The sequence below is a fragment of the Aquirufa lenticrescens genome (assembly GCF_019916085.1).
GTDB lineage: Bacteria > Bacteroidota > Bacteroidia > Cytophagales > Spirosomataceae > Aquirufa > Aquirufa lenticrescens.
On record NZ_CP049834.1, the window covers coordinates 2,121,726 to 2,134,615 of the forward strand.

General features: G+C 40.7%; 12 protein-coding genes. 7 read left to right on the top strand and 5 right to left on the bottom strand.

Features of this window, described 5'->3' with window-relative positions; all coding sequences use genetic code 11:
- Window positions 1-3: 3 nt before the first annotated feature.
- Window positions 4-1,014: a UDP-glucose 4-epimerase GalE gene (galE, locus tag G9X62_RS09480; protein ID WP_223130474.1), complete on the bottom strand. Its 1,011-nt coding sequence runs from the start codon at window positions 1,012-1,014 to the stop codon at window positions 4-6.
- An 81-nt stretch (window positions 1,015-1,095) separates the two neighbouring features.
- On the opposite strand from galE, the gene G9X62_RS09485 reads away from it, so the two are divergent.
- On the top strand, window positions 1,096-1,929 hold the full coding sequence (locus G9X62_RS09485; protein WP_223130475.1) for a transglutaminase-like domain-containing protein: 834 nt from the start codon (window positions 1,096-1,098) through the stop codon (window positions 1,927-1,929).
- Here G9X62_RS09485 and G9X62_RS09490 read toward each other — a convergent pair.
- Window positions 1,921-2,520 (bottom strand): 4'-phosphopantetheinyl transferase family protein, encoded by a 600-nt coding sequence (locus G9X62_RS09490; protein ID WP_223130476.1) that lies wholly within the window; start codon window positions 2,518-2,520, stop codon window positions 1,921-1,923. The genes G9X62_RS09485 and G9X62_RS09490 overlap by 9 nt on opposite strands.
- Before the next feature lie 58 nt (window positions 2,521-2,578).
- Here G9X62_RS09490 and G9X62_RS09495 point away from each other — a divergent pair, with 58 nt between their 5' ends.
- The 6 genes from G9X62_RS09495 (at window position 2,579) to G9X62_RS09520 (ending at window position 10,132) form a co-directional block, all read left to right on the top strand.
- The gene (locus tag G9X62_RS09495; protein ID WP_223130477.1) at window positions 2,579-3,463 is read left to right on the top strand and encodes a WD40 repeat domain-containing protein; all 885 of its coding nucleotides are present in this window, start codon (window positions 2,579-2,581) and stop codon (window positions 3,461-3,463) included.
- A 43-nt stretch (window positions 3,464-3,506) separates the two neighbouring features.
- Window positions 3,507-4,499 carry a DivIVA domain-containing protein gene (locus G9X62_RS09500; RefSeq protein ID WP_223130478.1) on the top strand — a complete coding sequence of 331 codons (993 nt, stop codon included), beginning with the start codon at window positions 3,507-3,509 and terminating at the stop codon, window positions 4,497-4,499.
- A gap of 1 nt (window position 4,500) precedes the next feature.
- Window positions 4,501-4,857 carry a dihydroneopterin aldolase gene (gene folB, locus G9X62_RS09505; RefSeq protein WP_223130479.1) on the top strand — a complete coding sequence of 119 codons (357 nt, stop codon included), beginning with the start codon at window positions 4,501-4,503 and terminating at the stop codon, window positions 4,855-4,857.
- Between the two features lie 48 nt (window positions 4,858-4,905).
- Window positions 4,906-5,928, top strand: coding sequence for a LacI family DNA-binding transcriptional regulator (locus G9X62_RS09510; protein ID WP_223130480.1), 1,023 nt, complete (start codon window positions 4,906-4,908; stop codon window positions 5,926-5,928).
- 114 nt (window positions 5,929-6,042) lie between these two features.
- The gene (gyrA, locus tag G9X62_RS09515; protein ID WP_223130481.1) at window positions 6,043-8,637 is read left to right on the top strand and encodes a DNA gyrase subunit A; all 2,595 of its coding nucleotides are present in this window, start codon (window positions 6,043-6,045) and stop codon (window positions 8,635-8,637) included.
- Between the two features lie 49 nt (window positions 8,638-8,686).
- Entirely contained in the window at window positions 8,687-10,132 is a 1,446-nt protein-coding gene (locus tag G9X62_RS09520; RefSeq protein WP_223130482.1) for a tetratricopeptide repeat protein, read from the top strand.
- Window positions 10,133-10,347: 215 nt separating this feature from the next.
- Here the strand turns inward: G9X62_RS09520 and G9X62_RS09525 are convergent, their stop codons facing one another.
- From G9X62_RS09525 to G9X62_RS09535, 3 genes are read right to left on the bottom strand one after another with little or no spacing between them, the layout of a single operon-like run.
- Window positions 10,348-11,721 (bottom strand): sensor histidine kinase, encoded by a 1,374-nt coding sequence (locus G9X62_RS09525; protein WP_223130483.1) that lies wholly within the window; start codon window positions 11,719-11,721, stop codon window positions 10,348-10,350.
- A 2-nt stretch (window positions 11,722-11,723) separates the two neighbouring features.
- Window positions 11,724-12,401 (bottom strand): response regulator transcription factor, encoded by a 678-nt coding sequence (locus tag G9X62_RS09530; protein ID WP_223131847.1) that lies wholly within the window; start codon window positions 12,399-12,401, stop codon window positions 11,724-11,726.
- Entirely contained in the window at window positions 12,401-12,868 is a 468-nt protein-coding gene (locus tag G9X62_RS09535) for a pyrophosphohydrolase domain-containing protein (protein WP_223130484.1), read from the bottom strand. Before G9X62_RS09535 ends, G9X62_RS09530 begins: the two co-directional genes overlap by 1 nt.
- Window positions 12,869-12,890 lie beyond the last annotated feature (22 nt).

The following is a 12,890-nucleotide window of genomic DNA, read 5'->3' on the forward strand; positions in this document are numbered from 1 at the left end:
TTATTAATTGATTGCTTCTTGCCATTTCCAGGCGTCTTGCAAGGCTTTTTCTAAACTAAATTGGGTTTTCCAACCTAATACGTGGTTGGATTTATCTGTTGAGGCGTAAACCGCCGTAATATCGCCCGCTCTACGGTCTCTGATTTCATAGGGAACTTTCTTGCCAGTCGCCTTTTCGAAAGCGGTGATAACTTCCATTACAGAGCTTCCATGGCCTGTTCCGATGTTAAAAAAATCGTAATTCTTGGTTGATTTACCTTCAATTAAGTGGGCCAAAGCTTTCACGTGCGCACCCGCTAAATCCATCACATGAATATAATCGCGAATCGCAGTACCATCAGCGGTTGGATAATCCGTTCCCCACACTTGCAATGGTCCGCGTAAACCAGCCACCGACTGAGTCAAGAATGGAATCAAATTAGCTGGTGGTCCGATCGGTAATTCGCCAATTAAGGCCGATTCGTGCGCTCCAATGGGGTTAAAGTAACGTAAGGCAATCGCTTTTAAAGTGGAGGAAGCTGCTACCGTATCGCGAATGATCTCTTCACAAATCTGTTTCGAGTTGCCATAAGGTGAAGTCGCGGGTTGTACTGGCGATTCTTCTGTGGCAGGTAGCGTTTCTGGTTGACCATAAACGGTACAAGAAGACGAAAATACTAGGTTAGAAAGGCTGTATTGAGCCATTTTTTCTAATAATAGTACGGTTGACGCTACGTTATTTCGGTAGTATTTCAGGGGATTCTCCACTGATTCACCTACCGCTTTGGAGGCTGCAAAGTGGATAATTCCTTTGATATCGTATTTCGTGAATAATAAATCGTAGGTCTCTGGATGGTTGACATCGCCCTCTTCGAAAATCACCGGTTCTTTTGTGATGATTTCTAGGTTTTTAATGACCTTTTTCGATGAATTGGAGAAGTTATCTACGATAATAGGGGTGTAGCCGTGTTCTTTCAAAACCACATAGGTATGTGATCCAATGAATCCAGCTCCTCCCGTAATTAAAATTTGCATACGTAAATGATAAGAATTAAAGACAAATTTAGGGGAAAATAGGCCAAATGTCTTTAATTTTGTCAAAAATATACGTTCTCTATGACGGAAGCTGCCATTAAAGCCATGATTCATTTATTAGACGATTCTGATCAGGAAGTCGTTAGCATGGTGGAGCAGCAAATCCGGACCTTGGGACCGTCCATCATTCCGGTTTTAGAATCGGAATGGGAGACTGAAAGTCTAAATCCACTTCTTCAGACTAAAATTGAAAACTTAATTCACGATTTCCAGTGGCAATCGGTGAAGACGCGTTTGCAGCTTTGGAAGGAAGCGGGCGGGATGGATTTGTTAGAAGGGATGTGGATTTTAGCCACTTACCGCTATCCAGATTACAGTTTTGAGCAATTGAAAGTAGAAATGGATCAGTTGTATTACGAGGTTTGGCCACAGATGCGCGAGGAATTGCACCCGATGGACCAGGTGAAGGTTTTAAATACGGTGTTGTTTGAGCAATTGAAGTTTGGACCTAATTCTAAGAATTTTCACGCTGCCAATAATTCGTTCATTAACAATGTGTTGTCCTCCAAAAAAGGAAATCCCATTAGCCTTTGCGTCATCTATATGTGGATTGCCCAAAAATTAGGTTTACCTGTTTATGGCGTGAATTTGCCCAATCTCTTCGTGTTGACCTACAAGCAAAATGGCTTGCAGTTTTACATCAATGTATTTAACAAAGGATTGATTTTTAATAAGATAGATATCGATAATTACATTGCTCAGTTGAACTTATCATCAAACGAAATTTATTACAACCCTTGTTCTAATTTGGAAATCATCCGTCGCGTGATCCGTAATTTGATGATGGCTTACGAAAAAGCTGGGGAGCAGGAGTACAAAGATGAATTAACAGAGCTGATTGATCTCTTAGATTAAGGCTACCGTTAGACTAAATTCGGGGAATTCTTCCCAAAAAATGCCGATCTCTTCTCCTGTGGCTAGTTGAGCTTTGCTCGGATTTTGTTCGAAATCGCTTATTTCTATTTCTTTTTGAAACGATAGTCCCGGTTTTCCGACCGCTTTGTAGATGGATTCTTTGGCAGACCAGGCCAAAGTCAACAGATTCGAAGTATCCTTCCATTTTTCTAATTCCGTGGCGCATAAAAAGCGAGGAGCAATTTTTTCGATGTTTCGTCCCGGTTTCTCTACATCTATTCCAATTCGTTTCTTACGCGAGCACGCCGCAGCCACGAATGGATAGGAGTGGGTGAGACTAATGTGCCAGTCGGAATTCTGAAAAAAGGGCCTATTTCGATCGTTTTGGACAAGAACAAGGCTGTCGAATTTAGGTGACAGCTGATGTAAGCAATACCTAGCTGCTATCGATTCCAGTTTTTTAATTGGATTTTCGATAGCTGGAGTAGCCCAGGATGCCGGAAAGCTTTCAAAAAAAGCGATCGGTTCATTGATTTTCCAAACCAAGATTTGGAAATCGTCCGTGCTAATTTTTGAAAATATTTGAGGCATATATGGGAATAGTTGGACGTAAAATTATCATTTTTGTAGCTAAATCGATGGAAATAATTTGAGTACGCTACAAATCGAACGTATTGATACCTTCTCAGGGCACCGTGGACCGGTTTATGCGCTTGAAAATGGCGTGGATTCCCTGTTTTATTCGTCGGGATCTGATGGATGGGTAGTGCAATGGAATTTGGCAAAACCGGATCTAGGTAAAGTAATTGCTCAAATAGAGGGTTCCGTTTATGCGATGAAGCTTGATGCATCAGGAATCTTATGGATAGGCCATAATTATGAGGGAATCCAAGGAATTCAAGTAGCGGATCAGACCCAGGTATTCGCCATTCCCACGAAAGGTTTATCCATTTTTTCTATTGCTTTTGTAGGTTCTAATGCTTGGATTGGGCATAATGAGGGTTTAATTACGGTGGTGGATATCGCCACTAAATCGGTTGTAAAACACATTAAAGCGAGTTCAACAAGCGCGCGCTGTTTCTGCGTTTTAGCGGATAATCGTGTGGCGGTAGGCTATTCGGATGGCTTTGTTCGTGTATTTAATGCTGAATATCAGTTAGTTAGGGATTTTAAAGCACACGATTCCTCTGTTTTTTCTCTCCAAAGCAGGGGAGAAGAGCTCTACAGCGTAGGCAAAGATGCGCGAATCAAGCGTTGGAGCAACGATTTTCAGCTACTAAATGAGGTAATTGGGCATATTTATGCCATACACGATATTCAATTCTCTCCGGATGGGAAATGGTTTGCGACGGCTAGTATGGATAAGACGGTAAAAGTTTGGGAGAGTGATACGTTAACTTTGCGCAAAGTGTTAGATGCTTCTAGACATGGAGGGCATAAGAATTCGGTTAATAAACTAATCTGGTCTTCATTCGATGATTTGCTGGTATCAGCATCAGACGATAAAAATCTTTCCGTATGGAAAATTCAATGAAATTTTTCCTATTTTAGCATTTGTATACCTAAATCTATCAACATTGGAAGCTTCTTTTTCGAAATCTTTTCGCGGTTATGATGTCTCGCAAGTAGACGCTTATGTTCAAAGTGTACAAGACTTTGAGACCGAATCACAAAACTCTTTGGCTAAATCAAATCAGAAAGTAGCTGATTTAGAAGCCGAAGTGGCTCGTTTAAGAGAAATTGAATCCAGTTTATTTAGAGCGTTGAAATTAGCAGAAGAAAGTCAGCAGAACTTCGCGGCTAAAATGGAAAAGGAGGCGAAATCAATCCTTGATAAAGCCACTAAAGAAGCGGAATCTATTAAAAAGAAAGCCGAGTCCGATGCTCAAAAACAAGCTTTGCTGACCGAAAACGAACGTAAACAAACCTTAGCGCAAGCAGGTCAAGAATTAAAGGAGCAAGAGCGTCAATTGCGCAATTTGCAGGAAGCTCAGAAAGAAATTGCAGCTCAATTAAAGCAAATTTCAGAGCAAACATTAGGGTCTATTTCCCAATGGAATGCTACCGAATTAGTTAAGCCAGTGGCCTCAATAGATACTATTGCTGCACCAGCAGCTAAAAGAGGACGCAAGCCAGGTGTGAAAAATAAGTCTAAGGCAAAAGTGGTGAAAAAGCCCAAAGTAGCTGCGAAAGCTAAAGTCGCGAAACCTAAAGTAGCCGCAAAACCGAAAGCAGCTCCTGCTAAGCGTGGTCCTAAGCCTAAAGTACAAGCCATTACACCTGAATCAGTGGTTAGTCCAGCGGTAAAGTCAGCCCAGCCGGAATTAAAACCAGCTGCTAAGCGCGGTCCTAAGCCTAAGGCGGTGGCGAAAACACCTAAAACAGCTAAAGCACCTAAAGCCGCTAAACCAGCCGCAAAATCAGCCACAAAACCAGCTGCTAAACGCGGTCCTAAGCCTAAAATCACTTTGGAAACCGTATCTGACGAAGGTTTACCAACCTTGAACAAGGTGTTAGAGGCTTATGCAAAATCATCAGGTCCAAGAGGAAAAGTAGGGGAGATCAACTAGGATGGCGAATTACCAAGTTTCTATCGATGACATACGCATTTTTGCTTTTCACGGGTTGTATCCGGAGGAGCGAATTTTAGGAAATTGGTATACCTTAGACGTGCTAGTCGAATCGGAATCGCAGCCTAATTTTTCAGATGATATCGCGGATACCATCGATTATTCGCAGATTTATACCATTTGCAAGCAGGTAATGGCCAAGCCGGTGGATTTATTAGAAACAGTAGCTGAAACGATTGCTCAAAAAATCAGAGCTGAATTAAGCCAAGAAGTTGCCGTTTTAGTGCAAATTTCGAAGGAAAATCCTCCTATGGGTGTCTCTGCAGGACGAAGTACTGTCGTTTATCGCCTCGATTGAATTTTGTAAACATTTATTGTGTATTTTTGGCGAAGCTAACCTAAACTAATGCGTCACCAAGTTACCATCAAAGATATTGCCAAACAGCTGGGAGTTTCAGTTGCGACCGTATCCAGGGCTTTACGTGATTTGCCGGATATTCATCCAGATACGAAGAAATTAGTCTTGGATCTTGCCAAAGAGCTTGATTATCAGCCTAATGTCCTAGCTACCAGTTTAGTTAAATCGAAGACCAAAACACTCGGTCTTATCGTTCCCGATCTAGGATACTATTTCTTTTCTACGGTAGTTAAAGCTGTCGAAGATGCTGCTATTGCAGCAGGATATTCTCTTCTGATTGCCCAAACGCAGGAATCCTTTGAGCGTGAATTAACAAATATTCAAAACCTGTCCCGTTCTCAGGTAGAGGGGATAATCATCTCCTTGTCTCGTGAGACGGTTAATTTTGATCATTTAACTCGTTTACAACGCAGGGGAATCCCACTCGTGTTCTTTGACCGAGATAGTGAAGAAATTGATGCCTCTAAAGTGATGGTGGATAATGAGCAATCTGCTTATGAAGCCGTTAAACACTTAATTGAGAATGGATGTAAGCGCATTGCTTTTTTAGCAGGGCCTAAGAATGTTTCCGTAAGTAACCAGCGAAGAATGGGTTATTCGCGCGCTCTTCAAGAGGCTGGAATCGAGTCAGATCCTTCGTTGATTATACATAGTGATTACTTCCAAGATTCAGCGATTGCGAAGACACATCAACTGATGAAAGAGGCGAATCGTCCGGATGGTATCTTAGTGGTGTCAGATCGTTTAGCTATCGGAGTCTTAATTGCTCTTCGAGAATTGAATATTTCAGTGCCAGATGAGGTAAAAATGGTGAGTTTCAACAACGAGCCTATCTGTTCGTTGGTTTCACCTACAATTTCATCGATTGCGCAGCCATTGGAAGAAATAGGCCGATTATCGGTTGAATTATTGCTAGAGCAAATCGAACACAAAACAGATAATCCGGTTCCAAGGGTAGAAGTTTTGAAGACAAAATTGATTGTTCGGGAGTCTTCTGTTCGCAAAAAATAATCCCCTTATTTTAGCATCATTTTTTCTTGGAAAAATAGGCAAAATTTAAGATATTTGTTCTATTGAAAAATACCGCTTTTTGCTGTGTTTTTCTCTTGAATCAAAACAGTTTTTATGTCATTACAAAGCAACGTTATCCCTATCAACATCGAAGATGAAATGAGAGGGGCGTACATCGATTATTCGATGTCAGTTATTGTGTCTCGTGCGCTTCCAGACGTACGTGATGGGTTAAAACCAGTTCACAGAAGGGTGTTATTCGGAATGGAGGAACTGGGGGTTAGTTACAACAAATCCTATAAGAAGTCTGCTCGTATTGTCGGAGAGGTACTGGGTAAGTATCACCCACACGGTGATTCTTCCGTGTATGACACGATGGTTCGTATGGCCCAAGATTGGTCATTGCGTTATCCTTTAGTGGATGGCCAGGGTAACTTTGGATCTGTGGATGGTGATTCTCCGGCAGCGATGCGTTATACGGAGGCTCGTTTGAAGCGTATTGCGGATGAGTTGCTTTCTGATTTGAACAAAGAAACGGTTGATTTTCAGCCTAACTTCGATGATTCCCTAGAGGAGCCTACCGTTTTACCAGCTAAGATTCCTAACTTACTATTGAACGGTACATCAGGTATCGCGGTAGGTATGGCGACGAATATGGCGCCTCACAACCTAAATGAGGTAGTAGATGGTATTTCTGCTTATATCGACAACCGTGATATCACGATTCTTGAGTTGATGCAGTATATCAAAGCACCGGATTTCCCTACAGGAGGTACGATTTATGGTGTGCAAGGTATTCGCAATGCATTCGAGACAGGTAGAGGTCGTATCGTAGTGCGTGGAAACGCTACTTTTGATACGTCTAAAACAGGTAAAGAGCAGATCGTTGTTTCTGAGATTCCTTACATGGTTAATAAAGCGTCCTTAATCAAGCAATGTGCTGATTTAGTGAATGACAAAAAGATCGAAGGTATTTCAGAGATTCGCGATGAGTCTGACCGTCAAGGGATGCGCATCGTATTCGATTTAAAGCGTGATGCGGTAGCGAATGTAGTTTTGAATAACCTTTACAAGCATACAGCGTTACAATCATCATTCTCGGTAAATAACGTAGCCTTGGTGAAAGGTCGCCCTATGATGTTGAATCTAAAAGACTTGATTCACCACTTCGTAGAGCATAGAAATGAGATTATCGTACGTCGTACACAATACGATTTGCGTGAGGCACGCAAGCGTGCACATATTTTGGAAGGCTTTATTATTGCTTTAGATAATCTAGATGCGGTAATTAAGTTAATCCGTGAGTCGAAAGATCCGAATGCGGCTCAAGAAGGCTTAATGTCTAAATTCAACTTGTCTGAACTTCAATCGAAGGCTATCCTGGAGATGCGTTTACAACGCTTAACCGGTATGGAGCGTGAGAAGATCATGAATGAGTTTGCGGAGATTATGAAGTTGATTGAAGATTTGGAAGATATTTTGGCCAAACCAGAACGTCAATTACAAATCATCAAAGACGAATTAAACGACATCAAACAACGTTATGGCGATGAGCGTAGAACGCAAATCAATATGACGGATGAAGAATTCTCAGTAGAGGATATGATTGCGGATGACGAGATGTTAATCACGGTTTCTGCACAAGGTTATATCAAACGTACTCCAATCACAGAATACCGTTCACAATCACGTGGTGGCGTAGGTTCTCGTGCTGTTGCAACGAAAGATGACGATTACACGGAGCATTTGTTCTCTGCAACGATGCACAACTGGTTATTGTTCTTCACAGAGCGCGGTAAATGTTTCTGGTTACGTGTTTACGCGGTTCCAGAAGGGTCTAAGGTTTCCAAAGGTCGTCCTATCCAAAACTTGATGAACATCGAGAACGGTGACACCATTAGAGCCGTCATCAACGTGAAGTCGATTACTGATCCTGATTACATTGATAATAACTTCATTGTGATGTGTACAGAAGACGGTACGATCAAGAAAACGTCATTAGAGGCATATTCTCGTCCACGTCAAAATGGTATCATCGCTATTACTATTCGTGAAGGAGACCGTTTATTAGACGTTGCCTTGACAAATGGTAACAACCAAATCGTTATTGCTACTAACACTGGCCGTTCTGTTCGTTTTGAAGAGACACGCGTTCGCCCAATGGGTCGTTCAGCAGCTGGTGTGAAAGGTATTTGGATCGATGAAGACATTCCTACGGAGAAAGTGGTAGGTATGGTTTGCGTTTCTGATCCGGAAGTACAACAATTGTTAGTGGTATCGGAGAAAGGATTTGGTAAGCGTTCTGAAGTAGAAGATTACCGCTTAACAAACCGCGGTGGTAAAGGTGTTAAAGCCTTGAATATCACGGAGAAAACGGGTAATCTAGTCGCTATCAAAGAGGTGAATGATAACAATGACTTGATGATTATCACCAAAGCGGGTATCTTAATCCGTACGAGCGTCGCTGAACTTCGTGTGATGGGACGTAATACACAAGGGGTTAAATTAATTCGCTTGAAAAATGAATCTGATGAGATTTCATCTGTAACGAAGATCGAAAAAGAGCCGGAGCCTGAAGAGGTAGAGGTTTTAGAAGGTGCTGAGTTAACAGAAGGAGTAGTTGATACGACAAATGCTGTAACTGAAGCTCCGGAAGGAGGGGAGGAGACAGCATCTGAAGCAGCCTCAGAAGAAGTAACTGAAGAATAATACCTGAGCCCAGACGAAAGTCTGGGCTATTTTTTAATTAAATAAAACAATGAAAAAACTACTTTTATCCCTGTTTACGGTGGCTTTGGCGATGAATGCTTCATTTGGCCAAGCAGAAAAAGCACTAGTTGATGCACAAAAGAAAAACATCAGCGAAGCGATCAAAAAATCTGACGAAGACGTTAAAAAGGCCCCTACAAAGGCTCGTTTATGGTTGACTCGTTCACAAGCTTATTTAGATTTAGCGTCTTTCCCAGATTCTACTTTCGCTTTAACTAACCCAGAAGCAGCTTTCCAAGCGTTGGATTTTGCTAATGAGGCGATCAAATTAGATACGAAAGATGGTAAAAAAGGTTCAGTAGCAAAAGAGGCTGACCAAATGATGGTGGACAAGAAATTCTCTAATGCCTTTTTAAATATGGGTGTGGTGAAATACCAAGGGAAAGATTACAGAGGTTCACTTCGTTATATGGCTAAAGCTTCTGAAGTAGCGCCTAATGACACGATTACAGCGATGTACACAGGTGTTACAGCTCAACTTTGCCAAGAAGACAAAATCGCACAGGCAGCTTATGAGAAGTATTTGACTATTGGAGGTAAAGACTTAGCTATCTTATACGGATTGTCTCAAATCTACAAGAATAACAAAGACGAAGACAAAGCATTAAACATCATTGAAAAAGCAATCGCTATTTATCCTTCAAACAAAGACTTGAAAGGGGAGAAGTTCAATATGTTGATTGCTTTCAACCGTATTGATCAAGCGATTACGCAATTAACTCAAACAACAGCTAACGATCCTAAAGATGGTATTTCTTGGTTAAACCTAGGTTTATTGTATGAAAACAAGGTTTCTGGATTAAATGACGAAATCAGAAAGATTCAAGATAAATCATTCAAAGTTCAAGAGGCAGATCGCCGTCTAACAGCTCAAAATGATCAAATTTCTGCTTTCCAAGACGAAGTTAAGCGTACGAAAGCGAAATTAAAGGCAGCTACAACGCCTAAAGCTAAAGCTTCTGTTAATAGCCAAGTAGCTAGTTTGGAAACGAAAGTGAAAGATTTAATCGAGGTTCAAAAAGGTATCCAAACAGAAAAAACAGCAGCTGAAGCTGCAGCAGGGGATGCCGCAGCAAACAAAGCTAAAATCGATGAATTAACAGCTAAAGTGAAGGAAATTCGTGCGAATTTGCCTAATTACTACACAAAAGCGTTAGAAGTAGATGCAACAAACTATGATGCATTATACCAATTAGGTGCTTATTATTACAATGATGCCGTTGAGATTAAGAAGCAATTAAATGGTATGGATATGAATGATTACAAGAAGTCTGGTAAGGATTTAGAAGCTAAATTAGCGGTAAAATACAACGAGGCTTTACCGTATTTCGAGCGTGGTTTCAAAGTTAAGAAAGACGAAGACTTGAAAGAAATCTTAAAACAAGTGTATCGTGAATTGAAAGACGAAGCTAAATTAGCTGAGTTAGAGAAATAAAAATTAGAAAGGGCTACTTAGAAATAGGTAGCCCTTTTCTTATGGATTATATTCTATTTAACATAATATAAATTATATAACAAATGTGTCAGTGGTCAGTCGGCAGTATCCAGTAATCAAGTATCCAGTAATCAGTAATCAGTATCCAGTAAACTGTATGTTAATTCATCTTTACTCTATACTCTCTAATCTATTTCCTGACTACTGTCCACTGACTACTGATTACTAACGTGAAACGTTACCGTAAACTCCGTAAACGAATCTGGCACAGAAACCACTGAGATTTGGCCATTGTGTAATTGAACGATACGTTCAACGAGAGATAAACCGATGCCGTAGCCCTTAGAAGAGGCTGTATTTTCGCCTCTAAAGAACGGTTGGAATATGTAGGGTAAATCGTTCGCGGGGATGCCTTTTCCTTCGTTTCTAACGAAAATTTGTATGGAATTTCCGGAATTCTTGAAGCTAACTTGCGCAGATTTGGATGGGCTGAATTTGCACGCATTCTCCATCAAATTCTTAATGGCCGTTAAAATTAGTTTGTCATCTGCCTTGATTAATAGCATTTCCTCGTCCTCTGGCATGTGTGAGGTGTCGATGCTGACTTTGTAGGCGGAGTTGAGTTTTTGGGTTAAACTTCTTGCTTCCCAAAGGATTTCGTCGATTCTCCATTCATTAAATCCTGCCTGGCTGTCGGATAAGCTTAGTTTATTCAATTCTAATAAAGATTCCGTGATCGCGGCTAATTCTTGGGTGTCTTCTAATACGGAGCTGATGGTATTTTTATAATCCCCAGTCTCTCTTTCTTTCAAAAGACTTACTTCTAATTGGGACGAAATTTTAGTTAATGGATTCTTTAATTCGTGTGAAACGTTCGCAATAAAGGTCTTTTGTAATTTAAAGGCGTTCTCAATGCGTTCTAATAATCGGTTGACCGTAGACACCATCTTCCCTATTTCGTCCTCAAAATCAGGCGATTTGAGGCGTTCTTCCAGGCGTTTGGGCGATAATTTATCCACTTGTTGGATTACTTCAGAGATTGGATTGACTGCTTGACCCGCAAAAAACCAGCCTGACAGCACTACAATGAGGATAAATAAGAGAAATAGCGCGATTAGGATGTTTTTTAAATCTTTCGCATTCTCCGCCGAATATTGATCCACTGCTCCCGCAAAAACGACTAAACGGCCCTGTGGCGTGGCGAAAACAGTACCAAGAACCTCGATATCTTCCCGTTGAAAGCGTATTTCTTGCTTTTGGCGGACTTGTTTAATGAGATCTACATCGATGTGGAGGTTGATGCTATCGTTCGAGGCGTAGATTCGCTCGTTGCATAAATCGTATACCAAAATACTCTCCCGGTACAATAAATCGCGGTTGGTTTGCCCGATGATCCCCATTAATTTGGAGTCAACCTGGTTTACGTTGACCAATAGTTGAGCCGTTGTGTTCGCTTTTTGGCGTAAACGGCTATAAAATTTGTCCTTGTAATTCTCTTGCGTGAAGATGTAGATGACAAAATAGGATACGAATAAAATCGCAGAAACGAGGTAGGTAAACTGGTAGGTCAGCCTGGATCTAATCTGCATAATTATTCGTTTTTAAGGATATATCCTCTACCAAATTGGGTGTGAATCAACTTACTAGAAAAGCCTTTATCGACCTTTTTACGCAAGTAATTAACATAAACTTCGATCAAATTCGAGCTATTTTCATCCTCTACTTCCCAAATATTCTCAGCTATTTGAGCCTTCGAAATCACCATTTCTTGGTTTCTAAGGAAGTATTCCAGTAATTGAAACTCTTTGGAGGTCAAATTAATAGACTGTCCAGAACGCGTGACTAATTTACTGATAAGATCCATCTCTAAATCTGCAAATTTCAGTACCTGTGCATCTAATTGAGTCTGAGATGAACGTTTTAATAATGCTTTAATACGGGCCAAAAACTCTTTAAAATCAAAGGGTTTGCCCAGATAATCATCTGCACCCGCATCAAAACCTAGTAGTTTGTCATCTGTAGTACTTAATGCAGTCAGCATTAAGATAGGTGTCTGAATTCCTTCTGCTCTCAACTGTTTACATAATTCAAGGCCATTGATACCTGGAATAATAATGTCTGATACAATTAAGGAGTAATTATTTCGCAAGGCTAATTGCTTCGCGATGGTCCCGTCATAGGCCACTTCCACCTCATAGCTGTTCTCTTCTAATCCTTGTTTCAGGGATTGAACAGTTTTAGGTTCGTCTTCTATGAGGAGTATTTTGATCATTTTAGGATGGATTTCAAGTCCGCTGGAGAGTAATTAATTGACTTTAGTACTTTATTATCGGCCTTACGATACACTTTCCAAACACCGTTTTCTTCTTTTATCTCCGCTTCTGTACCATCTTTATCTTGGTAAAATTTCACGGTATATTCAGCTTCTTCTAAGGATGCACACGCTTTAGACATATTAGAACGCTGCACTTCATTGAATAATTCGACGAATTTTTCACCTAGTCCAAACTCTAAAACCGCCCCAGATAATACATATTGAAGATCACAAAGTGCATCAGCTACCTCTACTAAATCATTAGCGGCTATCGCTTCTTTCAATTCATCTAATTCTTCTGCTAACAGGCTAACACGTAGATTGCAACGTTCTGCAGCAGGTATGGTGGGTTGATTAAGTATAGGGGCTCCAAAGGTCGTGTGGAATTGAGCCACCTGGTTCAATGAGTCTAGTTTTTCCATTTTATGTATTCAATTTATTAAA